The organism is Rathayibacter sp. PhB186 (assembly GCF_003751825.1).
Lineage (GTDB): Bacteria > Actinomycetota > Actinomycetes > Actinomycetales > Microbacteriaceae > Rathayibacter > Rathayibacter festucae.
Map to the genome: position 1 here is coordinate 469,748 of NZ_RJKO01000002.1, position 25,665 is coordinate 495,412.

The window sequence follows — 25,665 nt, forward strand, 5'->3', positions numbered from 1 at the left end:
GCGCCGGTCACACGTGCGCCGCCGCCCGGTCCAGGGAACGCGTCGCGGAGTCGAGCACCCAGTCGGGCACGGCACGGATCTCGAGCACCGACCGGTGGAGCCTCGCCAGCGAGTAGTGCGGGTCGATCCGGAGCGCCTCCTCGAGATGCCGGGTGGCGATCGAGGAGACGCCGAGTGCCCACCAGCACCAGGCGAGGACGGTCAGCACCGGCGGCCGCGCCTCGGCGGGCGCGAGCGCTGCTGCCCGAGCGAGCCGACCTGTCGCTCGCTCGGTCCGCTCGAGATCCGGGCCGGGCCCCGTCCCCATCATCAGCGACGCAGAGAGCAGGTCGTGCGCGTCCTCGAGTCCTGCGTCGGCGTCGCTCTCGATGAGCTCGTCCATCGAGCGGCCGGTGCGCGCCTGCTCCCCCTCGAGCCGCTTCTGTCGCCGCCGCTCCTCGAACGCCGTCTCGCAGCCGAGCGCGATCTGCAGGGTCGCCTGATCGCGCAACGCCGGGGACTGCAGCACCCGGATGAGCGTGGCCTCCTGACGCGGTGCCGGCGGGCCGTGCAGCCAGCGCTCGACCAGGCCGATCACGTCGTGCGCCCCCGAGGCAGGATGACGCACGATCGCCTCGACCGTCGCACGATCGGAGTCCGAGACCGTCGGCAGTGCGGCGAGCGCCGTCACGTCGAGCGGCTCGGGAGCCGCCGCGCGCGCGAGGACGCCGGTCGGGCTCTCCTCGATCTCGGCGAGCGGGCGCGGCTCGCGCTTCTCCTCGATCGAGGTGTAGCGCCCCCAGCCGTCGGCGGCGACGCAGGCCACGCCGACGATCCCGAGGTCGGTCCGTTCGAGCCGCCGGAGGACGGTGCGGCCGAGGTCGAGCAGCGGGATGCCGCGCGCGGTCTCGTAGCTCTGCCGCGTGTAGACGATGGCCAGCACCGCGGTCGCCCGCGAGATCGACGCCGTGAAGCGCTCGCACCGGCCCGCCAGCTGGTCGATCTCCGCTCGGCGCAGTCGGTGAGGGATCGGGAAGCGGAAACCGCCTCCCGCCCGGTTCCCGAGGAACGGGACGACGACGAGGGCGTCCTCCGGATGGAGGCCGATCATCGAGGGGACGGCGGCGAGCAGGTCGGGCAGCCCGCTCACGCGGAGGAGCTCCGGCTCCCGGGAGGGGCTGTGGCGGGCGGTGGCGAGGCGATCGGTAGGAGTCATGCGGCTACGGTCGTCGTCTCCCCGCCCGCCGTGGGAGCCGGTCGGCGGATCCGTGGAGAGCCGCCGCGACTCCTCTCCTGTGGAGGGACGGCGTCACCTCGACGCAGCGGCGTGCATCCGCTCGAGAGCCGCGCGCACCGCCGAGAGCGTGTCCGGATCCCCGTCCACCCGATGCTCCACCCCCACCGGGATCCAGACCAGCGCCGCGAGCAGACCGGCCACCGTCTCCGCCTCCACCGGCCAGCGCGTCCACCGAGCGTCGAGCGCGACGGAGCCCGCCGACCACCGCCCGAAGACCCGCACCACCTCGTCGATCGGCATCGCCAGATCGACGACCAGCTCGTACCGCGCCGTCCGCCCGGACGACGCCACGAACGCCGCGGCGTCGTCCTCGGGGAGCCGCCGCGGCTCGAAGTGCACGCGGGTCTCGAGGAGCCGGCTCACCCGGTCGAGCCGGAACGTCCGCCAGTCCTCGCGCTGCCGGTCCCAGCCGACCAGCACCCAGGAGCGATGCGTGGACACCACCGCGTGCGGCTCGACAACGCGGTCGCTCTCGGCCCCGTCCGCCGCGACGTAGTGGAAGCGGAGCCGTTCGTGGTCGCGGCAGGCCAGCGCCATCCGGCCGAGGATCTCCGGCGGGATCGACGCGGCGCGCGGCCTGGCGGACCGGAGCACCCCACCGACCGCGCTGACGCGCTCCCGCAGAGCACTCGGCAGCACCTGCTCGAACTTCGCGAGGGCGCTCAGCGTCGTCCGCTCGCCGTCGGCGAGCCCCTCGTCGGCCGCGAGCCGGAGCCCGACCGCCACGGCCACGGCCTCGTCGTCGCTGAGGAGCAGCGGGGGGACGCGGCTGCCCGGCTCGAGCCGGTAGCCGCCGAGTGCGCCGCGGGTCGCCGCCACGGCGTAGCCCAGCTCGCGCAGCTGCTCGATGTCACGGCGCAGAGTCCGCTCCGTCACGCCGAGGCGCGCCGCGAGAACCGGCCCCGACCACTGCCGATGGGTCTGCAGCAGGGCGAGCAGAGCGAGTGCGCGGGAGGTGGTCGCGGCCATGCCGACATCCTGCTCCTCCATCAGGACGTGAACCGACCTGATGCCGCTCTAGCGTCGACCCCGAGAGCTCAGCCGGGCGCTCGAAGGACACGGAGCAGGAGAGACACCATGGACATGAAGCTCGAGCTCGTCGCCGTTCCGGTGACCGACGTCGATCGCGCCAAGCGGTTCTACGTCGAGCGGATCGGCTTCGTCGCCGATCACGACCACACCGTGCACGAGGGGCTGCGCTTCGTGCAGCTGACGCCTCCCGGGTCTGCCTGTTCCATCGTTCTCGGCATCGGCATCACCGAGATGGTGCCCGGCTCGCAGAAGGGCCTGCAGATGGTCGTCGCGGACGCGGCGAAGGCCCGGGAGGAGCTGCTGGCTCGTGGCGCGGAGGTGTCCGAGGTCGACTCGCAGCCCTGGGGCGAGTTCGTGTACTTCGCCGATCCCGACGGCAACACCTGGGCACTGCAGCAGATCGTGATCCCGGATCTGTCGTAGCGGCGGCGCTCTCCTCGGCGGCCGGATCGGATTCTGAGACGATCCGCGCCCGCCCGACACTGTCAGAGTGAGAGGGAGAGGAGGTCCGCGAATGACGCCCACTCAGGAGAGCACGTCTGTCGGGGGAACGACGGCCGTGCAGAAGCCGGCTGGGCCGGCCGAGCCGCCGCGGGAGCCGCCGTCGGAGCTGCCGCCGGAGGAGACCGACGCGGAACTCGTCCGCCGCGCGGCGGCCGGCAGCGAGCTCGCCTTCCGCTCGCTCTATCGCGCCTACGTCCGCCCCGTCTACTGGCTCGCGCACGGAATCCTCCGCGACCCCCGGGACGCCGAGGACGTCGCGCAGGAGACCTTCGTCCTCGCCTGGAGCCGACTCGGCGGGCTCGAGCTGGTGAGCGATTCCCTCCTCCCCTGGCTCGCGACGATCTGCCGCTTCCAAGCGGCCAACCGCCTGCGCTCCCGCCTCCGCGACCGGGAGCGGACCGTCGAGGCCGACGACGAGACGCCCTCGCCGCACGACCTCGAGCAGCAGATCGTCACCGCCGCGCTCGCCGAGGCGATCCTCCGCGAGACGGCCGGGCTCGCCGAGCTCGACCGCGCGATCTTCCGCCTCTGCGCCACCGAGGGGCGCGGCTACGAGGAGGCCGCGCTCACCCTGGGCGTCTCGCACGCCACCGTCCGCAACCGCCTGTCGCGCGTCCGTCGACGCCTCCGACTCGTGGTCGACGACTTCCGAGGAGCCGAGACGTCATGACCGAACCCACCGACGAACGGGTGAATGCGCTCCAGGCCTCCGAGTTCCAGCCTGCCGAGATCCACGCGTCCGATCGCCCAGCGCCCGAGCTCGACACCCTCGACGAGGACCGCGTCTCGGCACTCGAGGCGCGGGTCTTCCGCTCCATCAGCGCCGCGCGCCGCGAGAGCGGAGCCCGTCGCCGACGCGTCGCCGCGATCGGGAGCGTCGCCGCGGGCCTCCTCGTGATCGCCGTCGTCGTCGGCCCCCTGATCGGAGGCGGCGCCGGTGCGGGGTCCGCGTCGAGCGCGGCAGGGTCCTCGAGTGAGGCGGGCGGTCTCGACTTCGGGCAGTCGGGCGCGGAGTCCGCACCCCAGTTCGCCGACGGCTCGGCACAGGGCGCGGCGGAGGCACCCGGCGACGCGTCCGCGGAGGGGACCGGTAGGGAGGTCGTGTCCACGGCGAACGCGACGCTCGAGGCCGGCTCCGTCGCCGACGCGATCGCCGCGCTCAGCGCGACCGCCGCCGCGCTCGGCGGCTACGTCGAGAGCTCCAGCTCCACCATCAGCTCCAGCACCAGCGCGTCGGCGGCCGGAACCGATCCCGCTCTCGACCCGTCGCAGTACGCGCCCCTCCCCGAGGGCGCGGGGAGCGTCTCGATCCGGGTCCCCGCCGACCGGCTCGCCGACGCTCGAGAGTCGCTGGCGGCCCTCGGCACGGTGACCGGCTCTTCGATCGACCGGCGCGACGTGACCACCCAGGCGATCGACCTCCGCGCGCGGGTCGACGCCGCCCAGGCCTCCGTCGACCGGCTGACCGAGCTGATCGCCCAGGCCGGCAGCCTCGCCGACCTCCTCGCCGCGGAGTCCGCCCTCGCCGATCGCCAGGCCTCGCTCGAGTCCTCCGAGCAGCAGCTCGCCGCCCTCGAGGGTCAGGTGTCGCTGGCGACCCTCACGGTGACGATCCTTCCGCAGTCGTCGCCCGTCACCGCCCGGCCCACCGGCTTCCTCGACGGCCTGCTCGCCGGCTGGAACGGTCTGGTCGTCGCCGCGAACGGCGCCCTCATCGGCCTCGGCTTCCTCCTCCCCTGGCTCGCCGTCGTCGCCGTGATCGCGCTCCTCGTGGTGGCCGTCCGACGCCGACGTGGTCCGCCGGTACGCAGACCAGCCGGACAGGTATCCGGCTCAGGACCGGGTCAGGGGTCCGACGGCAGCACGGGCAGCGATGAGTGATGGCACACCGAGCGACGACTCCGCTCTGGCCTCGATCGACCTCCCGGCGACGCCCCCGGAGGTCTGGCGTCTCCTCGTCGACCGGTCCACCTGGTGGCCCGACCTCGAGTTCGATGCAGTGACCGGTTCTCCACTCCGTGAGACCTGGACGGACGGCGGGCGCACGTTCGAGGCGACCGGCCGCGTCCTCGCGGTCGACGCCCCGACGCGCCTCTCCTTCGAGTGGACCGAGCCCGGGTGGAGCGGCTTCCTGACAGTGACGGTGACCGTGACCACGGCGGCGTCGGCGAAAGGAGCGGAAGTGATCATCGTCGAGCAGGGCTTCGCCGAGATCCGCGCGGAGGAAGGACTCCGCCTCGAGCACGAGGCCGGATGGCGGGAGCATCTCGGCCGACTGCGGGACGCCTGCATCGCGGCCTCGGGCACGAGTCGCGGTCTGCAGCGGTGACCGCCGGTCAGCCGCGCAGCACCTTCGTCATCGCCTTGCCCTTCGCCAGCTCGTCGACCAGCTTGTCCAGCCAGCGGATCCGCTGCATCAGCGGATCCTCGACGCTCTCGACGCGAACGCCGCAGACGACTCCCGTGATCAGGGCCGCGCTCGGGTTCATCGGCGCCGCGGCGAAGAAGTCCTCGAAGGTCGTCCCGGCGTCGAGGTGGCGGTGCAGCTCCTCGTCCGAGAAGCCGGTCAGCCACACGATCACCTCGTCGACCTCGGCCCTCGTCCTCCCTTTCCGCTCGGCCTTCGCCACGTAGTGCGGGTACACGGAGGCGACGCTCGTCGTGAAGATCCGGTGCATGCGTCGAAGGGTAGCCCCGCACCCCCGACCACGGCGAGGCCGCGCCCTGCGGACTTCGCCGATCAGCCCCGCGCCCGCGCCGCGTAGACCGCGGGCGTCGACCCCAGCCGAGCACGGAAGGCCACGATGAAGCTGCTCACCGAGTCGTACCCGACCGCGGGCGCCACGGTCTGCACGGCGTCCCCCCGCACGAGCATCCCGATCGCCGAGTGCATCCGCGCCCGCACCCGCCACTCGCGGAACGTGCTGCCCGTCTCGGCGGCGAACGCGCGCGCGATGGTCTTGGTGCTCACTCCGATCTGCACCGCCCACTCGGCGAGCTCCCGAGGATCCGCCGGGTCCTCGAGCAGCGCCGTCGCCACCGCGCGGGCCCGCGGGTCTCGCGGGAGAGCCACCGCCGCCGCGTCGTCGGGCGCCTCGTCGAGCAGCTCCCCGAGCAGCAGCCAGCAGCGCCGACGACGCAGCGCCGACGGGGCGGAGTCCGTCAGGTGCAGCACCAGCGACCCGGCGAGGTCCTCGAGCCGCAGGGTCCGCGCGCCGCCCCACCGCTCGCCGCGCGGTCGCAGCACCGGATCCACGTAGACGCTGATCAGCTCGCCCGGCTCGACGAACGCCATCTCGTGCGGCACGCCGGCCGGGATCCAGGCCATGTGCTCGCGCCGTAGGTGCCAGTGGTCGCCGAGCACGCCGAGCTCCATCGACCCCGATGCCATCCAGGCGAGCTGATCCTCCTGGTGCACGTGCGCGTCGAAGCCGGTGCCGCGGACGACCCGGGATCGCGAGGCCGAGAGAGCGGCGGATGTCCACTCGAAGGGATCCGCATCAATAGGAGCCGCGCCACCGGGTCGGAGATGTTCGCTGACGGACACGACGGTGTCCCCCCTCCTTGATCGGCGTCCGCTCGAGGTGATGGCGGACCGAGTAAGGCAAGGCTAACCTGACGTCCGCCTCCCCTGCCCCACGATCCCGGAAGAGCCATGACCCCTCGCGCCCTGCCCGCCCGCCTCCTCGCCGCCTCCGCGGCACTCGCCCTGAGCGTCGCCGCGCTGTCCGGCTGCAGCAGCACCGCCGCGGCGAGCGCCGAGAACCCGGACTACACGACCGAGCCGTCCGACTCCTTCCCGGTCACCGTCGAGCACCAGTACGGCGAGACCGTCGTCGAGGCCGAGCCGCAGCGCGTCGTCGTGGTGGGTCTGACCGAGCAGGACATCCTGCTCGAGCTCGGCGTCACTCCGATCGCCACCACCGAGTGGTACGGCGAGCAGCCGTTCGCCGTCTGGCCCTGGGCGACCGACCTGCTCCGCGACGCGGAGCCGACCGTGCTCGACCAGACCGACGGCCCCGAGTACGAGCGGATCGCCGCCCTCGAGCCCGACCTGATCGTCGGCACCAACGCGGGGATGACGGAGGAGATCTACGACAAGCTCGCCGGGATCGCCCCGACCGTCACGAGCGTCGAGGGCTCCGGTCTCTACTTCTCCAGCTGGCAGGACCAGACCCGCCAGGTCGCCCGCGCCATCGGCCGCTCGGCCGAGGGCGAGGCGCTGATCACCGGGGTTGAGGACGCCTACGAGGACGCCGCCGCCGCGCACCCAGAGTTCGCCGGGCTCACCGCCACCTTCTCGCAGGGCGTGCCCTACGACGGCAGCATGTACGTCTACCCCGACGGCCTCAACACCGACTTCCTCACCGACCTCGGCTTCACCATCACGCCCGGGCTCGAGCAGTACGCCCCCGGCGCCGACCAGCAGGCGCTGATCTCCCCCGAGAACATGGGCCTCATCGACGCCGACGTGATCGTCTTCGCGACCGAGTCGGCCGAGGGGGTGCAGGAGGTGCTCGACTTCGGCACCACGTCGAGCCTCTCCGCGGTCACCGGCGGTCACGCCGTCTTCACCGACCCCGAGCTCTCGGGCGCGATCTACTTCCTCACCCCGCTCAGCCAGAAGTTCGTCCTCGAGAAGCTCCTGCCGAGGCTCGTCGACGCCGTCGCCGGCGAGGCCCCGCAGAGCATCGAGGGCTGACGACTCCATGACGACACTCCTCGAGACCGAGGCGGCGGTGCCGACCGTCCGGCGGAACCGCCGCCTCGGTCTCGCGGCCTCGCTCACCGCCCTCGTCGTCGCCGCACTGCTGAGCGTCCTCGTCGGCTCGAACCAGCTCGGCCCGGCCGAGCTCTGGCACGCGCTCACCGCCTACGACGGCTCCATCGCCGATCAGGTCGTCGTCGACCTCCGCCTCCCCCGGACGCTCGCCGGCCTCGTCGTCGGCGCCGCGCTCGGAGTGTCGGGCGCCGTGATCCAGGCGCTCACCCGCAATCCGCTGGGCGACCCCGGCATCCTCGGCGTCGACGCCGGGGCGGCGCTGTTCGTCGCGATCGGCGTCGCCCTCGGCGCGAGCTCGCCCGCGCAGTACCTGCCGTTCGCTTTCCTCGGCGCGCTCGTCGTCACGGCCGTGGTCGCCCTGATCGGCTCGGTCGGCCGCGGCGGCCCGGACCCGGTGCGCCTCACCCTCGCCGGCGTCGCCGTCGCCGCCGTGCTGAGCGGGGTCACCACCGCGATGATGCTGCTCGACCCGGTCACCTTCACCGCCCTGCGCGGCTGGAACGCCGGGTCGTTCGTCGAGCGCGGCCTCGACGTCGTGCTCCCCGCCACCCCCTTCGTCCTCGTGGGAGTCGTGATCGCCCTCGCCGCCGCCCGCTCGCTCACCGCGCTCGGCCTCGGCGACGACCTCGCCGCCTCCCTCGGCACGCGTCTCGGCCGGACCCGGCTGCTCTCGGTCCTCGCGATCACGCTGCTCGCCGGGTCGGCGACGGCGATCGCCGGGCCGGTCGGGTTCGTCGGGCTCGCGGTGCCGCACGTCGCCCGCTGGATCGCCGGCCCCGACCAGCGCTGGATCCTCGCGCTCTCCGTCCTGCTCGCACCGACCCTCCTGCTCCTCGCCGACGTGCTCGGCCGGGTCGCGCTCTGGCCGGGCGAGGTCCCGGTCGGAGTGGTCACCGCGTTCGTCGGCGCCCCGGTGCTCATCCACCTGGTGCGGCGCGCGAAGGCGAGCACGCTGTGACCCTCGTCCTCCGCGGCGGCCCGCTCTCGCTGCGCGTCCGCCGGCGCACCCTCCTCGTCGGCGCAGTGCTCGCCGCCGCGGTCCTCGCCCTGGCGGTCGTCGCGCTCGGGCTCGGCGAGCTGCCGCTCTCGGCCCCCGACGTCGTCGCGGCCCTGCTCGGGCAGCGCTCCGGCATCGCCCGCACGGTCGTCGTCGAGTGGCGGCTGCCGCGCGTGCTCGGCGCGGTCCTCTTCGGCGCGGCACTCGGAGTCGCGGGCGCCGTCTTCCAGTCGCTCACCCGCAACCCGCTCGCCAGTCCCGACATCATCGGCCTCACCTCCGGCTCCTACGCCGGCGGCCTGCTCGCGATCATCGTGCTCGGCGCCGGCGCCGGCTCGCCGCCTGTCGCGGCCGGCTCCGTCCTCGGCGGCCTGATCGCCGCCGCGCTCGTCTACCTGCTCGCCTACCGCCGCGGCGTCCAGGGCTTCCGGCTGATCGTCGTCGGCATCGGCGTCTCGGCGATGCTCGAGGCGCTGAGCACCTACCTCGTCCTGCGGGCGAAGCTGGAGATCGCGATGGTCGCCTCCGTCTGGGGCGCCGGCTCGCTCAACCCGGTCGGCTGGGATCAGCTGCTGCCCGCGGCCGCCGTGATCACGGTGGCGCTCGCCGGTCTCGGCCTCCTCGGCCGACCGATGCGGCAGCTCGAGCTCGGCGACGACGCGGCCCGCGCGCTCGGCACTCCCGTGGAGCGCACCCGCGTCCTGCTCGTGATCGGCGCGGTCGCCCTGACCGCCGCGGTGACCGCCGCCTGCGGCCCGATCGCCTTCGTGGCCCTCGCCGCTCCGCAGATCGCCCGCCGCCTCGCCCGCACCGCCGGGATCGCGCTGATCCCCTCCGCGCTCGTCGGCGCGCTGGTGCTGCTCGGCGCCGACACGGCCGCCCAGCACGTCCTGCCCGGCTCGCTCCCCGTCGGCGTCGTGACCGTCGTCGTCGGCGGCCTCTACCTCGTCGGCCTCCTCATCCACGAAGCACGGAGACGCTCATGACCGCCCGCCTCGCCGCCGTCGACCTCACCCTCGGCTACGACCGCCGCGTGATCTCGCGTGCGCTCTCCCTCGAGATCCCCGACGGCTCCTTCACCGTGATCGTCGGACCGAACGCCTGCGGCAAATCGACCCTCCTGCGCGCGCTCTCCCGCCTGCTCGCCCCGAGCACCGGGCAGGTCCTGCTCGACGGCCGGGCGATCGCCGCCGCGAAGCCGCGGGAGGTGGCGCGCGTGCTCGGGCTGCTGCCGCAGACCTCGCTCGCCCCCGACGGCATCACGGTCGCCGACCTCGTGGCGCGCGGCCGGCACCCGCACCAGGGGTTCCTGCGGCAGTGGTCGATCGCCGACGAGGAGGCGGTGACCGCGGCGATGGCCGCGACCGGCGTCGCCGCGCTGGCCGACCGCCCCGTCGACGAGCTCTCGGGCGGGCAGCGGCAGCGGGTCTGGGTGGCGATGGTGCTCGCGCAGGAGACCCCGCTGCTGCTGCTCGACGAGCCGACGACCTTCCTCGACATCGCCCATCAGATCGAGCTGATGGAGCTGCTCACCGACCTGCACGAGCAGGGCCGGACCCTGGTCGCGGTGCTGCACGACCTCAATCAGGCGGCGCGCTACGCCAGCCACCTCGTCGCGATGAAGGACGGCGCCGTCGTCGCCCAGGGCGCTCCCCGCGAGATCGTCACCGCGGAGCTGGTCGAGCACGTCTTCGGCCTGCGCTGCGTCGTGATCCCCGATCCGGTCACCGGCGCTCCGCTCGTCGCCCCGGTCGGCCGCGAGCGCGCCGGGCAGCGCCGATGACGCGGCGCCGGCGGGAGCGCCAAGGGAGACCGCGAACGAGGAAGCCGCGCGGTCCACTGCTGCAGGCACCGCCCGAGCCGATCGACGCCCGGCCGGTCCGCCTCGACGGCACCACCACCCCCGCCCGGCTGACCCTCCGCGTCCTCACCGGCGCCCGCCGCTACTCCGTGCCGGCCCTGGTCCTCGTGATCAGCCATCAGATCGGCGAGGCGCTCGTCCCCGTGCTGATGGGGCTGGCGATCGACCGGGCCGTCGCGACCGGCGACCCGCTGCAGCTGCTGCTCCACCTCGCGCTGCTGGCGGCCGACTTCGCCCTGCTCTCCTTCTCCTGGCGCTTCGGCTCGCGGTTCGCCGAGCTGGGGATGCTGGTCGTCCAGCACCGCCTGCGCGGCCTCGTCGCCGAGCACCTGCTGCTGCGGCCCGCCTGGGGCGGCCGCGCCTCCGATCAGCTGGGCGTCGCGCTCTCACTCGCCACCTCGGACGTCAACCGGCTCTCGGCCGCCGTCGAGATCGGCGTCCACCCGGTCGGCCAGCTGGCCGCGGTGCTCTTCGGCGGCGCGGTCCTGCTCGGCATCTCCTGGCCGCTGGGTCTGGCCGTGCTGGTCGGCGCCCCGCTGCTGCTCGGGGCGACGGAGCTCGCCGGGCGCGGGCTGCGCCGCCGCAGCGAGGACGAGCAGGAGGCGGCGGCCGACACCGCGGGGCGCGCCGCCGATCTCCTGGCCGGCTACCGCGTCCTCCGCGGCATCGGCGCCGAGCAGGAGGCGTCGCGCCGCTACCGCACCGCCAGCCGGCTCGCCCTGCGCAGCACCGTCCTCGCGCGGCGGGCGGAGGGAGTCCTCGGCGGGGTGATGGATCTTGCCACCGGTCTCCTCCTCACCGCCGTCGCCGTCGCCGCCGCCCTCCTCGCCCTGGCCGGCGAGCTCGGCGTCGGCGGTTTCATCACCGTCGTGGGCCTCGCGCAGTTCCTGATCGATCCGCTGCAGAACGCCGCCCGCGAGGCCGGCTCGTGGTGGGCGACCGCGACCGCGTCGGCCGCGCGACTGCTCGCCCTGCTCCGCGAGAGCGAGGGCGCGGATCCGCCCGGGCGCTCCCTCCCCCTCGACGAGCTGCGCGCCGGAGAGCTCGTGGTCGTCGCCGTCGACGGCGCCACCGCCGACGCGGTGCTGGCCGGACTGCGCTCGGCGCACCCGGGCGCCCTCGTCGCCCCGCACGCAGCCCGGCTGTTCTCGGGGAGCGTGCGCCAGAACGTGCAGCTCCCCGGCGTGCACCCGGCGAGCGCCGACCGCGCCCTCACGGCGTCCGGCTGCGCCGAGCTGGCCGGCGTCCTCCCCGGCGGCCTCGACGGTGACGTCGGCGAGGGCGGCTCCGCGCTGTCCGGCGGTCAGCGCCAGCGCGTCGCGCTCGCCCGGGCGCTCGCTCAGGACGCGCCGCTGCTCGTGCTGCACGATCCGACGACGGCGGTCGACGCCGTGACGGAGGCCGCGATCGCGTCGAGGCTGCACGCCGTCCGCGGCGGGCACCGCACCGTCGTCCTCTCGCGCTCCCCCGCGTTCCTCGCGGTCGCGGATCGCGTCGTCGAGGTCCGCGCCGACGAGGTCGTGGCCGACGACGGAGCCGACCGGATCTCCGAGGTCTCGCGTTGACCGCCGACCGTCTCCCGACCGCGTCCAGCCGCACCGTCCTCCGTGCCTCGTGGAGCGCCCTCGGCCGCGGCCGCCTCCTGCTCCCGCCCCTCGTCGTCGTGCTCGTCGCCGCGGCGGCCGCCGGCGTCGTCCCGCCCCTCGCCCTGGGCGCCGTCGTCGACGCGGTCACCGCCACCGAGCGCGACCCCGCCGTCGTCGTGCTGCTCGGCCTCGTGACCGCCGCCGCGGTCGCCGCCGGTGCCGTGCTCTCGGCCGTCGGCGTCGTCGCCGCCTCGCGGCTGTTCGAGCGGATGCTCGCCGAGCTGCGCGAGCGGATGGTGGACGCCGCCTTCCGCCTCCCCACTGCCCGCGTGGAGCGCGCCGGCACCGGCGACCTGATCGCCCGCGCCGGCGACGACGTCGCCGAGGTGTCGGACGCGATCCCGAGCGTCGTCCCCGCCGTCACCGGGGCCCTCTTCACCATCCTGGTGACCGTCGTCGGCATGGCCGTGATCGACCTGCGCTACGCCGCCGCGATGCTCGTCGTCGTCCCCGTGCACCTGCTCGCGCTCCGCTGGTACCTCCGGACGGCACCCGACGTCTACGCCGCGGAACGCTCGGCGATGTCCGACCGCGCCCAGCGCCTCCTCGACTCCCTGAACGGCCTCGAGACCGTGCGCGCCTACGGCCTCGGCCGACAGCACCTCGAGCGGATCGCCGCAGCGTCCTGGTCGGTGGTGCGGGTGACGATGCGGGCCCGTGCGATCCAGAACGGCTTCTTCGCTCGGTTGAACCTCGCCGAGCTCCTCGGCATGAGCGCCCTGCTCGTCGTCGGCTTCCTCCTGGTGTCGAGCGGCTCCGGCACCCTCGGCGGCACGACCGCCGCGATGCTGCTCTTCCTCCGCCTGTTCGGCCCGATCAACCAGCTGCTCTTCGTCGTCGACGAGCTGCAGTCGGCCCTCGCCTCCCTCGGCCGGATCGTCGGAGTGATCACCGCGGAGACGCCGACCGAGCGGCCTGCCTCGTCCTCCGACGACCTCCGGCTCACCTCGATCCACCATGCGCACGTCCCAGGCCACCCCGTGCTCGTCGACGTCTCGGTGCAGGTGCCGGCCGGCACGACCGTCGCCGTCGTCGGCGCCTCCGGGGCCGGCAAGAGCACCCTTGCGGCCCTCGCCGCCGGCCTGCTCCTGCCCGACTCCGGCGCCGTCACCCGCCCGCATCGGACCGTGCTCGTGACCCAGGAGGTGCACGTGTTCGACGCGACGCTCCGCGACAATCTGACCCTGGCCGCACCCGACGCCTCCGACACCGCCCTCGCCGACGCCCTGCAGCGCGTCGGCGCCGAGCGGATGCTCGCCCGCCTCGGCCTCGACGCCCCGCTCGGCGCCTCGGGAGCCGCGCTCACCCCCGCCGAGGCGCAGCAGCTCGCGCTCGCCCGGGTGCTGCTCGCCGACCCGGCCGGCGTGATCCTCGACGAGGCCACCGCCGAGGCCGGCTCGACCGACGCCGGCCTCCTCGGGCGCGCCGCCGCCGAGGTACTTCGCGGCCGCACCGCCCTGGTCGTCGCGCACCGCCTCAGCCAGGCCGCGTCCGCCGACCACGTCGTCCTGCTGGACGCCGGCCGCATCGCCGAACAGGGCACGCACGCCGAGCTGCTCGCCGCCGGCGGGCCGTACGCGCTCCTGCGGGCGGCGTGGAGCGGCCTTCCGCGCCAGTGAAGCGGCAGGGAGCGGACAGGCGGAGGAGGCTCCGCCGCTCACCTACGGGATGTCGGCGCAGTGCACGAGAATGGCGGCATGCCCGCCGTCGCTCAGGTTCATCACCTCCGCAAGCTCGCCGATGACGACGTCGCCCTGCGCCTTCTCTCGACCGACAACCTCCCCGTCATCGCGGGACTCCTCGGCACGCACCTCGGCGCCGACGAGCGACGGGTCGACGCGGAGGAGCTGTACGAGCGCCTCGACGGCGACCTCGAGCGGCTGCGCGATCAGGGCCTGCACCTCCCTCTGAGCGCGAAGGGCTACTGCGCCGACTGGCGTTCGGCCGGCTACCTCGTGCGTCGGCCGTCGACCGAGGCTCGCGGCGAGACGTTCGAGCTGTCCCCCGAGGCCATCGTCGCGATCCGCTTTCTGGAAGGGCGAGCCGCGCCGCGCTCGAGCGTGACGGAGTCACGGCTCACCGGTCTCGCGACGCAGGTCCGGCTCCTCGCGATCGAGACCGACCCCGACACGAACACCCGGGTCGCGCTGCTCGAGGAGGAGCTCGATCGCATCGAACGACGCATCAGCGACCTGCAGGCCGGAGACGCCCCCACGCTCGACCCCGATCGCGCGCTCGAGAGGGTGCGCGACCTCCTCGCCCAGGCCGCCGAGGTGCCCGACGACTTCGCCCGCGTCCGCGGCGAGTTCGAGGCGCTCAATGCGTCACTGCGAGCCAAGATCGTCGAATCCGGCGCCTCCCAGGCGACCGTCGTCGACGAGGTGTTCCGCGGGATCGACCACATCAGCGACTCGGACGCGGGGCGCAGCTTCGCCGCGTTCTCGCAGCTCGTGCTCGATCCCGCGCTCGGCGCGGCGTTCGAGGCGGATGTCCGGCGGATCCTCGACCGCTCGTTCGCCAGCGCTCTCAGTTCGGCGGAGCGCCGGTCGCTGCGCTCCTTCCTGACGACGCTCAAGGGCCGCAGCGCGGAGATCCACGACGTGATCACCCTCTTCGCGCGGGCGCTCCGCCGCTACGTGCAGTCCCAGGACTACCAGCAGGATCGGGTGATGCGCTCGCTCCTCCGGACCGCGCAGCACGCAGGTATCACTGCCGCACCGCACACTCGGCCGTGGTCGTCCGTCGGTCTGTCTCTCGACCTCTCCGCGGTCTCGATGACGAGCGTCGGCTCGATCGACCTGCACGATCCGGCCGAGCTCGACGCCACCGCGGAGATCCACGAGAACCCCGCGGCGGTCGCCGACCTCGCGCACCTCCGGGCTCTGGCCCGGGAGACCGAGATCGACTTCGACGAGCTCATCCGCAACACGAACGATCTGCTCGCCGCGCGAGGGTCCTGCACGGTGGCCGAGGTCCTGCACGTCCATCCCGCGACGCAGGGCGTCGGCAGCGTCGTCGGCCTGCTCGCCCTCGCAGCCGAGCAGGGAACCGTCGACGACGAGCTCGAGGTGCTCTCCTGGCGCGGCACCGACGAGATCCCACGGACCGCCGTCGTCGCGGCGCACCGCTTCATCGGGACCGTCTCGTGACCGGCGAGCAGCAGGCCGTGCCCTCCTCCGACGGAACGGACGACCTCGACGAGCCAGGTCTCTGGCAGGGTGACAGCGGGACCTTGCCCGACCGCACCCGGCGCGTGCAGCTCCGGCTCATCCGGGGCCCCTACCTCTCGGGAGCACGGGAGCCGCAGCTCTGGGCCGTGCTCCTGAGCGACGAGAGAGTGATCCGCTCGCGACTCGCCGATCTCTTCCTCGAGCTGGTCCTCGACCGCGACCGCGAGTTCGCGTTCGTGCGGAACGCGCCCTCCGACGACGCACCGAGCGCGGTGCGCTCCGAAGCCCTGACCTTCCTCGACAGCGCGATGCTGCTCGTGCTTCGGCAGACCCTGCTGAGCGAGGAGGGGCGAGGACGCGTGATCGTGGGCAGGACCGAGGTGCTCGAGCAGCTGACCGTCTACCGCACGAAGGATCGCGACGAGAAGGACTTCGCAAGCCGCCTGAACGCGTCCTGGCACAAGATGCAGAACAAACTGCGTGTCCTGCACCCGCTGAAGGACGACCGCGCTGAGATCTCTCCGGTGCTGCGGCTCATCGTCGACGCCGACCAGGTCCGCGCCATCACCGCCGAGTACGAACGGATCTCTCGGCTGGGTGCGGCCGCTCCCGAGGCCCTCCGCGACGAGAGCGACGACGAAGACCTGAAGGACGAGGAGGACGAATGACGATGCTCACCTTCGACGACGACGCCTCCGACGTGACGCCAGGGTCTGAGCCCACCCGGCAGTGGCGCCTGGCGGAGGTCGAGCTCTTCAACTGGGGCACCTTCTCCGGCCGGGTGAGAATCGGCATCGCGCGCTCCGGCCACCTCCTCACCGGCGCGTCGGGCTCGGGCAAGTCGTCCGTACTCGACGGGATCGCCGCGGTCGTGACTCCCGACCGCTGGCTCAGGCTGAACGCCGCGGCACAGGACGGCGCCTCCAGGCAGAGCGATCGCTCCCTGATGAGCTACGTGCGGGGCGCCTGGACGAAGGAGGTCGACGAGAGCTCCGACCGGGCGACCACGACCTTCCTCCGGTCCCGCGCCACGTGGAGCGGGGTCCTGCTGCGCTACGAGAACCTGCACGACGAACCCGTCGTGCTCGCTCGTGTCTTCCATGCGCCGGGCACCCGCACCGAGACGACCGCGCTGAAGGACGCCCGGATCTTCACGCGCGGCGACCTCGACATCGTCGCCCTCGCGCCGCACGTCGCGAGCGGAATCGATGCGCGGCGGATGTCGGCCGCGCTGCCCGACGCGCTCATCACGACCGGAGGCAAGCACGGCAGGTTCCACGAGCGGGTGGTCCGGCACTTCGGCTTCCGCAGCGACACCACGCTGCAGCTGCTCCACAAGACGCAGTCCGCGAAGAATCTCGGGACGCTCGACGCCCTCTTCCGCGGTTTCATGCTCGAGTCCCCAGCGACCTTCGCGCGGGCCGACAATGCGGTCGAGCAGTTCGTCGAACTCGATCAGGCACACGCGCACGTCGTCGATCTCCGGCGCCAGGCCGACGCCCTGCGGTCCCTCGACGCCTCGATCACGGCGTTCGATCTCGCCTCCGCCGAGTCGTCCTCGGTCGCCCAGCTGCACGACGCTGTCGAGCCGTACACCGATTCGGTCAAGCGCCGGCTGGCGCACGAGGCGCTCGGCCCCGCGCGCGCGACACTCGCCAGAGCCCGGTCGCGGTTGTCTGAGACCTCGCGCCAGCAGGCGATCGCGCGGGGTGCCCTCGACACTGCCGTCGCTCGGGTGCGGGAGGAGGGCGGCGCTCGTGTCGAGCTGCTGCAGGAGCGGATCACCGCCGGCGAGCGGGCCGAGCGCGAGGTGACACGGGAGCGAGATCGCCTGTCGAGTGAGCTGAAGCGGATCGGCGTTCCGCTGCCTGCCGATGCGGCGCAGTTCGCCGACCTCCTCGCGACGGCCGCCGCCGAGCTGACGAAGCGCGTGGCTCCTGTGCCCCATTCCATCCGGGATGCGGCGAGCGAGACCCGGAAGCGGTTGGCAGCCGTCGAGGCTCAGATCGTCGCACTGCGCGAGCATCGCAGTAATCTCGACCCTCGGCTCCTCGCCGCGCGCCGTTTCCTCGCCCGCTCGCTCGGCGTTCCGGACGCTGCGGTTCCCTTCGCCGGCGAGCTCGTCGCCGTCCTGCCCGAGCACGCGGCCTGGCGCGGCGCGATCGAGCGGGTGCTCGCACCACTCGCCACGACGCTCCTCGTGCCCGACGACCTCCTCCCTGCAGCTCGTCGGGCGTCCGACGCCCGACATCTCGGTGTCCGTCTGGTGATGGAGGCCGTACCGGAGGTGAGCGAGCCACCTCGCCGACCACGCGACCCCCGCTCACTCCTCCATCGCGTCACGGTGAGTGAGGGCCCGTTCACCCTGTTCCTCCGGCGGCGACTCGCATCCGACTTCGATTTCGCCTGCGTGGCCGACGCTGACGAGCTCGATGACGTCGACCGCGGAGTGACGATCGGCGGGCTCGTCAAGCGCACCTCGCGCCGATACGAGAAGGACGACCGCTCCGCCGTCAGCGATGCGACCCGGTGGCTTCTCGGCGGTGACACGGAGGCGCGGCTGGACGCGCTCCTCGCTCAGCAGCGGGAGGCCGAACGTGCCAGCGCGACGGCCGCCGCAGCCGACGGGAAGGCGGACGCCGCACGAGAATCAGCGCTCGGTCAGCGAGCGGTCCTCGAGAGGGTCGTGACGGTCTCGTGGGAGCGCATCGACCTCGCCGCGGCTGCGGAGCTCAGTGCGGCGCACCGCGCGGAGCTGGTAACTCTGACGTCGCGGTCGTCATCGCTGCGCGACGCGCAGGAGGCTCGGGAGCAGGCGGCCTCGCAGCTCGAGGACGCCACGCGCCGGAACGAGCAGGCGCTCCGCGAGGAGGCGATCGCTCAGGGTGCGCTCGAGCGGATCGAGTCGCAGCTCGCTGCTCTGGAATCCGCACCCCCTTCGAGCCTGGACGACTCCACAGCCGAAGCCCTCGGCGCTCGGTTCCGGGCCGAGAGGCGCTCGCTGACCCTCGAGACCGTGGACGCGATCGCGCGCGCCGTGCAATCGGCACTCTCCCGGGAGAAGGACATCGCCGCGCGACGCAGTGGCGACGCCGCGGCCGCCTTCGCCGCGGGTGCCGCCGCGTTCCGCGCCGCCTGGCCCGCGGCGTCCGCCGATCTGACCGCCGAGATCGAAGACAGGTACGGCTACCGGGCTCTCCTCGAGGGCATCCTCAGCCGGGGGCTCCCGGAGAAGGAGAGCGACTTCCGGCGCCTGCTTCGAGAGCGGTCGCGGGACGTCGTGGCCCACCTCCTCGGCGATCTGCGGGATGCGCCGGGACTCGTCCGGGAGCGCATCCTGCCGGTCAACGCCGCTCTCGGACGGTCTCCGTTCGAAGGACGGGACCGATTCCTCGAGATCGACATCAAGACGACACGCTCCCCCGAGGTCGAGGACTTCCTCGCGAATCTGCGCCGCATCGTCGAGGGCAACTGGGCCGACGAGTCCGCGGCGGGCGCCGAGCAGCGCTTCGCCGTCCTGCGCACGGTGATGGGTCGGTTGGGCTCGCGGGACCGGGTCGATCAGGACTGGCGAGCTCGCGTTCTCGACACCCGCCTGCACGTCAGCTTCCTCGCCCGCGAGAAGGACGCCGCGGGGACCGTCCTCCGGGTGTACGACTCCGCCGAGGGGCTGTCGGGCGGTCAGCGGCAGAAGCTCGTCATCTTCTGCCTTGCGGCCGCGCTCCGCTATCAGCTCACCGAGGAGGAGGCGGAATTGCCCCGGTTCGGGACGATCATTCTCGACGAGGCGTTCGACAAGGCCGACAGCCGGTACACGCGGAACGCGATGGACGTCTTCCGCTCGTTCGGGTTCCACATGGTCCTCGCCACGCCGCAGAAGCTCCTCCAGACACTCGAGCCCTATGTGGGCGCCATCACCGCGGTGTCCAACCCGGACCGCAACGCCTCGAGGATCGCCGACGTGGTGTTCTCTCCGCAGGAGGCCGGCGGAACGCCTGGAGAGGAACAGCATCGATGACGGCACCTGTCACCGTGGCCGACCTCCGCGACCGCGCCCAGCGGATCTTCCAGCGCGAATCGCGCTCATGGGCTGCGCGCGGCGACCATGAGCCGATGCTCGATCTCCCGCTCCATCCGCCCACCGAGCGCGATGCATTGACCGATCTGGATGCCGCGCGGACCTGGGTGGAGTCCTGGCGCCGCGCGGCGGAGTCCGGCGAGATCGAGGTCTCCTGGACGGTGCGGAGCTGGTCGAGGGTCGGATCACAGGAGATACCGGAGCGCGCCGTCGTCCGGGGGGCCACCTCGATCGCGCGTGCGGCGGGAGCGGAGCCCGAGTGGCTGCGCCTGCGGCACCGCATCGATGCGCTCCGATCCCTCACCGGTGGCGGAGACGCCGCGGTCGCGACACTGCAGACCCACGCGCGCACCATCACGGCACTGACCGAGGACGACTTCGACCGGCTCGTCGCCGTCCTCCTCTGGCTACGGGACAATCCGGTCTCGAACCGGTTCGTCCGCGAACTCCCCATTCGCGGCATCGACTCGAAGTGGATCGAGCGACGCCTCGGTCTCGTGACGGCACTGCACCGCTCCACTACCGGCGGGATCGATCTCGGACTGAGGAAGCCGTCGACGCTCCTGCGGGTGCGCATCCTGGACTCCGCCCTCGCCCTGTCCGGGCTCTCCGATGTGACGGCGCCGATCGACGATCTCGCCCGGTTGTCCTTTCACCCCTCGAGGGTTTTCGTCTTCGAGAACCTCGCCACGGTCCTGGCGATGCCGGACGTACCGGGCGCGGTCGTCCTGCACGGGGGAGGCGACCGAGCGGGACTGGTCTCGCATCTGCCCTGGGCCCGCGAGGTCACCTACTGGGGTGATCTCGACTCCCGTGGCTTCTCGATCCTGCACCGCCTGCGGGCGCTCGGTGTCGCCGCGACATCTGCGCTGATGGACACGGAGACCCTCCTCGCCCACCGCGACCTCTGGGGGACCGACCCGGCACCCGATCTGGGAGCCCTTGCTCTGCTCACCCGCTCCGAGGACGATGCTCTGAGTCTCCTCAGCACCGCGGGCAACATCCGACTCGAGCAGGAGCGGATCGCCTGGTCGTACGCGCTCGATCGCCTCGGGGCGCTCTGACCACGAGGGACGTTGATCACGACAAACCCCCCGTCACCGTCCTCGCTTCGCTCGCGTCGGCCTCGCCCGATCCCGATGAGAGACAGAACCCGCCAGTGCGCCCACTTCACGTCACTTCTTCGCTGCGCCGCGGGGTGCTGCCGGACACTCTCAGCGGTCCCGCGCCGATCCCCCGACTCCCCCGCAGGACGGCTCCGGAACCACCACTCACCGACGAGAGGTCGCAGAATGCCGTTCGACGAGCACACCGGAGATCAGCACGATCACGACTCCGCCCAGAGGCCGGGAGTCGTCCGACGGTCCACTCTCGCCGCCGCGTTTTCTACGCCCGTCATCGCCGCCTGCGCGGCGGCGCCCGGTGCCGCGGCATCCGTCTCCCCTTCCCCCGTCCCCCCCCCGAGACCTTCCTGGGGGTGCGCGTCATCGATGCCGGACTCGTGACCACCAACCTGGGTGCCCGTCGGCGCTTCGAGATCTCGGTGTTCGTGAACGGAGACGGGATCACAGGAACTCCGATCGTGCTGCGCCAGGAGGGCAGGGTGGACTTCAGGACGGATCACGACCTCACCCTCGGGTCGACGCAGGTCATCCGCGTCGGTCCCCGCGGCGGCTACATCCTCATCCCCGCGGGCTCCTACGCGGGTTCGATCCCCTACAGCATCGGCGGTGTCATGAAGGTCGCAGCGCTCGTGAGCGGAGAGCCCTACCTCTTCGTCTACTCCGACCCTCCGCAGCGCGCCCACGTCGAGGTGATGGTCACCGGCGGCCCCGCCCATCCCGGGACGCCCGCTCCGGGAACGATCAGCACTCGGGAGAAGGACGAGCTCACGACGGATTGACACCGGCCCCGCCGCAGGAGCGCGCGAAGGCCCCCGCCTCCCGCCATCGGCGCGAGGGCTGCCGCACGGGCCCGCCGCGCCGCTATCCTCCCGGAGTGCCGTCGCATCGCGACCCGCTGCACACCGCGTCACCTCACCAGAGAGAACCACCGTGAGCCTCCTCCGCACCAAGTCCGTCGAGCAGTCCATCGCCGACACCGACGAGCCCGAGACCCGCCTCAAGAAGTCGCTGAGCGCCCTCGACCTCACCGTCTTCGGCGTCGGCGTCGTGATCGGCGCCGGCATCTTCACGCTCACCGGCCGCGCCGCGCATGACATCGCCGGCCCCGCGATCGTGCTGAGCTTCGTCGTCGCCGCCTTCGCCTGCGCGCTCGCGGCCATGTGCTACGCGGAGTTCGCCTCCACGGTGCCGGTCTCCGGCTCCGCCTACACGTTCTCCTACGCCTCGCTCGGCGAGCTCTTCGCCTGGATCATCGGCTGGGATCTGATCCTCGAGCTGTTCCTCGGCGCGAGCGTGGTCGCCCAGGGCTGGAGCGCCTATCTCGGCTCGTTCCTCGGGCAGCTCGGCATCGTCCTGCCGGAGGCGATCTCCTACGGGGGCGTCGTCGACGTCCCCGCGATCCTCCTGGTGCTCGTGCTCGGCGCCCTGATGACCTTCGGCATCAAGGAGTCCCTGCGCGTCAACCTGGTGCTGGTCGCCGTGAAGCTCTTCATCGTGCTGTTCGTCATCATCGCCGGGCTGCAGTTCATCAACGCGAGCAACTACTCGCCGTTCATCCCGCCCGCGGAGGCGTCGCAGGCCGCGTCCGGTCTCGCCCAGCCGCTGCTGCAGTTCCTCTCCGGCATCGAGCCGGCGACCTTCGGAGTCGGCGGCATCATCGCCGGCGCCTCGCTGGTCTTCTTCGCCTACATCGGCTTCGACGTCGTCGCGACCACCGCCGAGGAGACCCGCAACCCGCAGCGCGACATGCCCATCGGCATCATCGCCTCGCTGATCATCTGCACCGTGCTCTACTGCGCCGTCGCCCTGGTCGTCACCGGCATGGTCCCCTACCGCGAGCTCGACCCCTCCGCCGCCCTCGCCAACGCCTTCGCGTATCACGGCCAGACCTGGATGGCGACGGTCATCTCCGCCGGCGCCGTCGCCGGCCTCACCACCGTCGTGCTGACCCTGCTCATCGGAGCGACCCGCATCATCTTCGCGATGTCGCGCGACGGCCTGCTCCCCCAGCGCCTGGCGAAGGTCCACCCGCGCCTGCGCACCCCCTGGGTCACCTCCGTCGTCGTCACGATCATCGTCGCCCTGCTGGCCGGCCTCACCCCGATCGGCGTCCTCGAGGAGATGGTGAACATCGGCACCCTCTCCGCCTTCGTCCTGGTCTCCGTCGGCGTCATCGTCCTCCGCCGCAAGCGCCCCGAGCTCAAGCGCGGCTTCCGCGTCCCGCTCAACCCCTGGCTGCCCGGCCTCTCCGCCCTGATCTGCACCTACCTGATGCTCAACCTCTCCATCGAGACCTGGCTGCGCTTCCTGATCTGGCTGGCCATCGGCTTCGCGATCTACTTCGCCTACTCCCGCTCCCACGCGAAGCTCGGACAGCTCGCGAAGTAGACCACGGCGCGAGGCCGGCAGTCGGTCAGATCGTGTGCAACGCGCCACTTCGAGGATTCCTCTTGTCTTGTGGTGGGCGCGAACCTATGCTCCTCGATGACGTCGAGGAGGTGGAGCGTGAAACGCGCAGCAGAGTTCCGCAGGGTGATGACCATCGCCGGACAGGTGGCCCAGCAGCAGAGTGAGCCTGTGTCGGCGCTGCACGTCGCATTCGCCTACGCCGCGTGCCTCGCGCCGGGTGACAGCACCGAAAGCGTGATCCAGGCATTCGGCGACGAGCGCGGCTGGGATGCGAGCACCACCGCACGACCCGTCCTTCGACCGCTCATTCGTCATCGACGAGCGTTGCAGTACGACCCCGCAGTCCGTCGGGCAGTCGAGAGGGCCGCCGCGAGCGGATCTCCCGATATCCGGAAGATGCTCGCAGCGCTTCTGAAAGAGGGCGGCCTCGATCCGTTGCGGGAGGCGATCGAGCGGGCCGGCGGCGATCTCTCCCGCTGGCTGACCACCGATGGGTGACAACGACACTCCTCGCCTGCTCCTCGACGTTCGAAGCCTCGGGAAGCGCATGGGCTCAGTCGATGTGCTCCGCGACGTCTCCTTCACGATCGACGCCGGCGAGGTGGTCGGACTCGTCGGACCCAACGGCGCCGGGAAGACCACCCTCATGCGCGTTCTAGCCGGACTGTACGAGCCCTCGCATGGCAGTGCCCTCGTCCTCGGTCACGCGATCGGCACGACGGAGGCTCGACGAGCCCTCAGCCTCATGCCGGAGGAACCGGACCTGTACCCGGGTCTGAGCGTTGTGGAGCACGTCCGGCTGATCGAGCGACTGAGCGGCTCACCCCGGAACGAGTCGCTCGGACCGTCGCTCCTCGAGCGCTACGGACTGAGCGACAAGCACGACCTCCTCCCCCATCAGCTCTCGCAGGGGATGCGCCGCAAGCTCGCTCTCGTTCTTGCGCTGCTGAAGGGCGCCGGGCTCCTCTTGCTGGACGAGCCGTTCAACGGCCTCGATGCCGTCTCGGTGCGCGAGCTCCGGAACGAGGTCCGGCGGCTCGCCGACGAGGGCTGCGGCGTCCTGCTCTCGATGCACGGGCTGACCGAGCTGGAGCGCATCGCCGATCGAGCGGTGATCCTGCACGCCGGGAGGATCGCGCACATTGCGCGTCTCGGGCGCGACGATCTCGAGGGGCAGCCGCCTCTGGAGGACGTCTATCTCCGTGTCGTGGGAGCTCTTCGCGATGACGACGACTGAACGAACGCGGCGTCTTCCCCTTGCAGGAGCGCTCGCTCTCTCCCGGGCCTACCTGCGCATCCGCATCCGCAGCACCACGGCCCTCGTGACGAATCCCCTCGCGATCGTCGTCCTCGTGATCGCTGCGTCGAGCGGCGTCTGGCTCCTGGTTCAGGGTGGGGCCGGCGGGTCTCCGACGGAGTCGCCCCCCACGCGGATCGCGGGATTCGTCCTCGGTCTCTCTCTGATCCTGGTGTCACTGACAGCGCAGCGGGGTTCGCCGCTGCGGTTGCAGCCCGCGGACGTGTCCTGGGTGCTGCAGAGCCCGAGTGGTCCGCGCATCGTCGTGGTGGTGCATGCGGTCGGGACCGCGGCGATCGCGTTCGTCAGTGCCTCCGCGGCGTCGGCGACGGCACTGTTTCTCCGTGGAGAGCCGGTCGCGTGGGGCGTGCTCTCGGGGTGCGCGATGACGGCCGTCCTCCTCCTGATCCGGGCGACGTCGTTGACCAGCCATCTCCTCGGAAGAATCGCCCGGCCGGACCGGCGCCGGATCGGGCTGGCCTGCGTCCTCGCCGCGGGCGCGGTCTGGATCGCCCTCGGGGTGCAGTCGCTGCTCGTGGGCGAGGACTCCATCGGGTCGGCCGCGATGAGCGCCGCCGGTCTCCTCTTCGAGGTGATCCTCGCGCCCGAGGCGAGCGGACTCGCGCACGCCTCCGCCACCATCGGCGTTCTCCTGCTCTCGAGCATCGCCGTCGGCCTGCTCGTCCGGCGAGCCGGAATCTTCGTCGAACCCGCGGTCGAGGAGAGCATCCTCGCGAACCAGCTCACCCGAGTCCTCTCCGGCGAGTCGAGCAGAGCTCTGTCCGGCCGGGGCTACGCCGTCGGCCGTCCCTCATGGACGCGATGGCCCGACTCCGCGGTCGGCGCAGTCCTAGCGAGCCACCTGGCGCAGACTCGGCGCCGGCGCTGGCAGGAGCCCCGCACTGCGCTCGCCCTCCTCGCCGTGGCGGTGCTCTCCAGCCTGCTGCGGGACAGCGTGCCGATGCTATTGGGCGGACTTCTCCTCGTGCTGATCCTCGCGCTTCCGGGTCCGTCTCAGGCGACCGCGCAAGACCTCGACCACCAGCACCTTCCGCTCGCGGACGTCTCGATCGCCCGAGCCGGATTCGCCGGTGTCGGGCTTCACGCCTTCCTCTCGTCGGCCGTGTCGCTGCCCGCCGTCGTTCTCTGGGCCTCGGTGTACTTGCACGGGATCGGCTGGGGTCTGCTCGCAGTCCTTCCTCTCGCACTCTGCTGCACGAGCGCTGCGCTCGCGGGCATCGGATCACGCGCCTTCTCGGATCTGCTTCTCGGCCGGGTGGTCGCGGCGGTCGCGCTCACCATGCTGCCGGTGGCCGGTGCCGCCTCCAGCCTTGCGCTCCACGGCCAGGGGAACGATGCACTCCGTGTCCTGCTGACCCTCTCCGGCGCCCTGCTGATCTCCTGCCTGCTCTCCTCCGGTCTCGCCTGGGCCGTCCTCCAGTCCGCCCGGCCGGCCCGATCGTCACGCGCACCCGGGGTCTAGGGTGC

The 25,665-nt window shown here is 72.3% G+C and carries 23 protein-coding genes; 19 read left to right on the top strand and 4 right to left on the bottom strand.

Annotation, left to right across the window (positions count from 1 at the left end; genetic code table 11):
- Positions 1–7: 7 nt before the first annotated feature.
- Entirely contained in the window at positions 8–1,195 is a 1,188-nt protein-coding gene (locus EDF45_RS09840; protein ID WP_123735960.1) for a DUF4192 family protein, read from the bottom strand.
- Positions 1,196–1,288: 93 nt separating this feature from the next.
- Entirely contained in the window at positions 1,289–2,245 is a 957-nt protein-coding gene (locus EDF45_RS09845) for a YafY family protein (protein WP_123736019.1), read from the bottom strand.
- Between the two features lie 108 nt (positions 2,246–2,353).
- On the opposite strand from EDF45_RS09845, the gene EDF45_RS09850 reads away from it, so the two are divergent.
- The 4 genes from EDF45_RS09850 to EDF45_RS09865 all read left to right on the top strand — a co-directional run bounded on the left by EDF45_RS09850 (position 2,354) and on the right by EDF45_RS09865 (position 5,141).
- Positions 2,354–2,731, top strand: a complete 378-nt coding sequence (locus EDF45_RS09850) for a VOC family protein (RefSeq protein WP_123735961.1) — start codon at positions 2,354–2,356, stop codon at positions 2,729–2,731.
- A 91-nt stretch (positions 2,732–2,822) separates the two neighbouring features.
- Entirely contained in the window at positions 2,823–3,482 is a 660-nt protein-coding gene (locus EDF45_RS09855; protein ID WP_123735962.1) for an RNA polymerase sigma factor, read from the top strand.
- Positions 3,479–4,693: a DUF4349 domain-containing protein gene (locus tag EDF45_RS09860; protein WP_123735963.1), complete on the top strand. Its 1,215-nt coding sequence runs from the start codon at positions 3,479–3,481 to the stop codon at positions 4,691–4,693. The genes EDF45_RS09855 and EDF45_RS09860 overlap by 4 nt, the downstream gene beginning before the upstream one ends.
- The gene (locus EDF45_RS09865) at positions 4,686–5,141 is read left to right on the top strand and encodes an SRPBCC domain-containing protein (RefSeq protein ID WP_123735964.1); all 456 of its coding nucleotides are present in this window, start codon (positions 4,686–4,688) and stop codon (positions 5,139–5,141) included. Before EDF45_RS09860 ends, EDF45_RS09865 begins: the two co-directional genes overlap by 8 nt.
- Positions 5,142–5,148: 7 nt before the next feature.
- On the opposite strand, the gene EDF45_RS09870 is transcribed toward EDF45_RS09865, so the two are convergent.
- Positions 5,149–5,490 carry a DUF2200 domain-containing protein gene (locus EDF45_RS09870; protein ID WP_123735965.1) on the bottom strand — a complete coding sequence of 114 codons (342 nt, stop codon included), beginning with the start codon at positions 5,488–5,490 and terminating at the stop codon, positions 5,149–5,151.
- 62 nt (positions 5,491–5,552) lie between these two features.
- The gene (locus EDF45_RS09875; protein WP_148070822.1) at positions 5,553–6,203 is read right to left on the bottom strand and encodes an AraC family transcriptional regulator; all 651 of its coding nucleotides are present in this window, start codon (positions 6,201–6,203) and stop codon (positions 5,553–5,555) included.
- A gap of 264 nt (positions 6,204–6,467) precedes the next feature.
- Here EDF45_RS09875 and EDF45_RS09880 point away from each other — a divergent pair, with 264 nt between their 5' ends.
- The 15 genes from EDF45_RS09880 (at position 6,468) to EDF45_RS09950 (ending at position 25,660) form a co-directional block, all read left to right on the top strand.
- Entirely contained in the window at positions 6,468–7,514 is a 1,047-nt protein-coding gene (locus EDF45_RS09880) for an ABC transporter substrate-binding protein (RefSeq protein ID WP_123735967.1), read from the top strand.
- Positions 7,515–7,521: 7 nt separating this feature from the next.
- Positions 7,522–8,553, top strand: coding sequence for an iron ABC transporter permease (locus tag EDF45_RS09885; protein WP_123735968.1), 1,032 nt, complete (start codon positions 7,522–7,524; stop codon positions 8,551–8,553).
- Positions 8,550–9,578 carry an iron chelate uptake ABC transporter family permease subunit gene (locus EDF45_RS09890; RefSeq protein ID WP_123735969.1) on the top strand — a complete coding sequence of 343 codons (1,029 nt, stop codon included), beginning with the start codon at positions 8,550–8,552 and terminating at the stop codon, positions 9,576–9,578. Before EDF45_RS09885 ends, EDF45_RS09890 begins: the two co-directional genes overlap by 4 nt.
- The gene (locus EDF45_RS09895; protein WP_123735970.1) at positions 9,575–10,375 is read left to right on the top strand and encodes an ABC transporter ATP-binding protein; all 801 of its coding nucleotides are present in this window, start codon (positions 9,575–9,577) and stop codon (positions 10,373–10,375) included. Before EDF45_RS09890 ends, EDF45_RS09895 begins: the two co-directional genes overlap by 4 nt.
- Entirely contained in the window at positions 10,372–12,018 is a 1,647-nt protein-coding gene (locus EDF45_RS09900; RefSeq protein ID WP_123735971.1) for an ABC transporter ATP-binding protein, read from the top strand. The genes EDF45_RS09895 and EDF45_RS09900 overlap by 4 nt, the downstream gene beginning before the upstream one ends.
- Entirely contained in the window at positions 12,015–13,718 is a 1,704-nt protein-coding gene (locus EDF45_RS09905) for an ABC transporter ATP-binding protein (protein ID WP_123735972.1), read from the top strand. Before EDF45_RS09900 ends, EDF45_RS09905 begins: the two co-directional genes overlap by 4 nt.
- A gap of 78 nt (positions 13,719–13,796) precedes the next feature.
- Positions 13,797–15,248 (top strand): DUF3375 domain-containing protein, encoded by a 1,452-nt coding sequence (locus EDF45_RS09910; RefSeq protein WP_123735973.1) that lies wholly within the window; start codon positions 13,797–13,799, stop codon positions 15,246–15,248.
- Positions 15,249–15,265: 17 nt separating this feature from the next.
- Complete coding sequence (locus tag EDF45_RS09915; protein WP_123736020.1) at positions 15,266–15,937, top strand: DUF4194 domain-containing protein; 672 nt, start codon at positions 15,266–15,268, stop codon at positions 15,935–15,937.
- A complete protein-coding gene (locus EDF45_RS09920) occupies positions 15,934–19,287 on the top strand; it encodes an ATP-binding protein (protein WP_123735974.1) in 3,354 nt (1,117 codons plus the stop codon). The genes EDF45_RS09915 and EDF45_RS09920 overlap by 4 nt, the downstream gene beginning before the upstream one ends.
- Positions 19,284–20,411 carry a DUF3322 domain-containing protein gene (locus tag EDF45_RS09925; RefSeq protein ID WP_123735975.1) on the top strand — a complete coding sequence of 376 codons (1,128 nt, stop codon included), beginning with the start codon at positions 19,284–19,286 and terminating at the stop codon, positions 20,409–20,411. The genes EDF45_RS09920 and EDF45_RS09925 overlap by 4 nt, the downstream gene beginning before the upstream one ends.
- A gap of 437 nt (positions 20,412–20,848) precedes the next feature.
- Positions 20,849–21,250 (top strand): hypothetical protein, encoded by a 402-nt coding sequence (locus tag EDF45_RS09930; RefSeq protein ID WP_148070824.1) that lies wholly within the window; start codon positions 20,849–20,851, stop codon positions 21,248–21,250.
- 151 nt (positions 21,251–21,401) lie between these two features.
- On the top strand, positions 21,402–22,859 hold the full coding sequence (locus tag EDF45_RS09935) for an amino acid permease (RefSeq protein ID WP_123735977.1): 1,458 nt from the start codon (positions 21,402–21,404) through the stop codon (positions 22,857–22,859).
- Between the two features lie 117 nt (positions 22,860–22,976).
- Entirely contained in the window at positions 22,977–23,378 is a 402-nt protein-coding gene (locus EDF45_RS09940) for a hypothetical protein (RefSeq protein ID WP_132438478.1), read from the top strand.
- A 49-nt stretch (positions 23,379–23,427) separates the two neighbouring features.
- Positions 23,428–24,117: an ABC transporter ATP-binding protein gene (locus EDF45_RS09945; RefSeq protein ID WP_185020142.1), complete on the top strand. Its 690-nt coding sequence runs from the start codon at positions 23,428–23,430 to the stop codon at positions 24,115–24,117.
- Between the two features lie 445 nt (positions 24,118–24,562).
- A complete protein-coding gene (locus tag EDF45_RS09950) occupies positions 24,563–25,660 on the top strand; it encodes a hypothetical protein (RefSeq protein WP_148060256.1) in 1,098 nt (365 codons plus the stop codon).
- The last annotated feature ends 5 nt before the right edge of the window (positions 25,661–25,665 follow it).

Coding starts and splice junctions, on each gene's coding strand:
- EDF45_RS09920 (WP_123735974.1), top strand. CDS start 15,934: ATGACGATGCTCACCTTCGACGACGACGCCTCCGACGTGACGCCAGGG.
- EDF45_RS09840 (WP_123735960.1), bottom strand. CDS start 1,195: ATGACTCCTACCGATCGCCTCGCCACCGCCCGCCACAGCCCCTCCCGG.
- EDF45_RS09860 (WP_123735963.1), top strand. CDS start 3,479: ATGACCGAACCCACCGACGAACGGGTGAATGCGCTCCAGGCCTCCGAG.
- EDF45_RS09910 (WP_123735973.1), top strand. CDS start 13,797: ATGCCCGCCGTCGCTCAGGTTCATCACCTCCGCAAGCTCGCCGATGAC.
- EDF45_RS09875 (WP_148070822.1), bottom strand. CDS start 6,203: ATGGCATCGGGGTCGATGGAGCTCGGCGTGCTCGGCGACCACTGGCAC.
- EDF45_RS09865 (WP_123735964.1), top strand. CDS start 4,686: ATGAGTGATGGCACACCGAGCGACGACTCCGCTCTGGCCTCGATCGAC.
- EDF45_RS09850 (WP_123735961.1), top strand. CDS start 2,354: ATGGACATGAAGCTCGAGCTCGTCGCCGTTCCGGTGACCGACGTCGAT.
- EDF45_RS09925 (WP_123735975.1), top strand. CDS start 19,284: ATGACGGCACCTGTCACCGTGGCCGACCTCCGCGACCGCGCCCAGCGG.
- EDF45_RS09900 (WP_123735971.1), top strand. CDS start 10,372: ATGACGCGGCGCCGGCGGGAGCGCCAAGGGAGACCGCGAACGAGGAAG.
- EDF45_RS09895 (WP_123735970.1), top strand. CDS start 9,575: ATGACCGCCCGCCTCGCCGCCGTCGACCTCACCCTCGGCTACGACCGC.
- EDF45_RS09885 (WP_123735968.1), top strand. CDS start 7,522: ATGACGACACTCCTCGAGACCGAGGCGGCGGTGCCGACCGTCCGGCGG.
- EDF45_RS09950 (WP_148060256.1), top strand. CDS start 24,563: ATGACGGCCGTCCTCCTCCTGATCCGGGCGACGTCGTTGACCAGCCAT.
- EDF45_RS09945 (WP_185020142.1), top strand. CDS start 23,428: ATGGGCTCAGTCGATGTGCTCCGCGACGTCTCCTTCACGATCGACGCC.
- EDF45_RS09880 (WP_123735967.1), top strand. CDS start 6,468: ATGACCCCTCGCGCCCTGCCCGCCCGCCTCCTCGCCGCCTCCGCGGCA.
- EDF45_RS09870 (WP_123735965.1), bottom strand. CDS start 5,490: ATGCACCGGATCTTCACGACGAGCGTCGCCTCCGTGTACCCGCACTAC.
- EDF45_RS09855 (WP_123735962.1), top strand. CDS start 2,823: ATGACGCCCACTCAGGAGAGCACGTCTGTCGGGGGAACGACGGCCGTG.
- EDF45_RS09845 (WP_123736019.1), bottom strand. CDS start 2,245: ATGGCCGCGACCACCTCCCGCGCACTCGCTCTGCTCGCCCTGCTGCAG.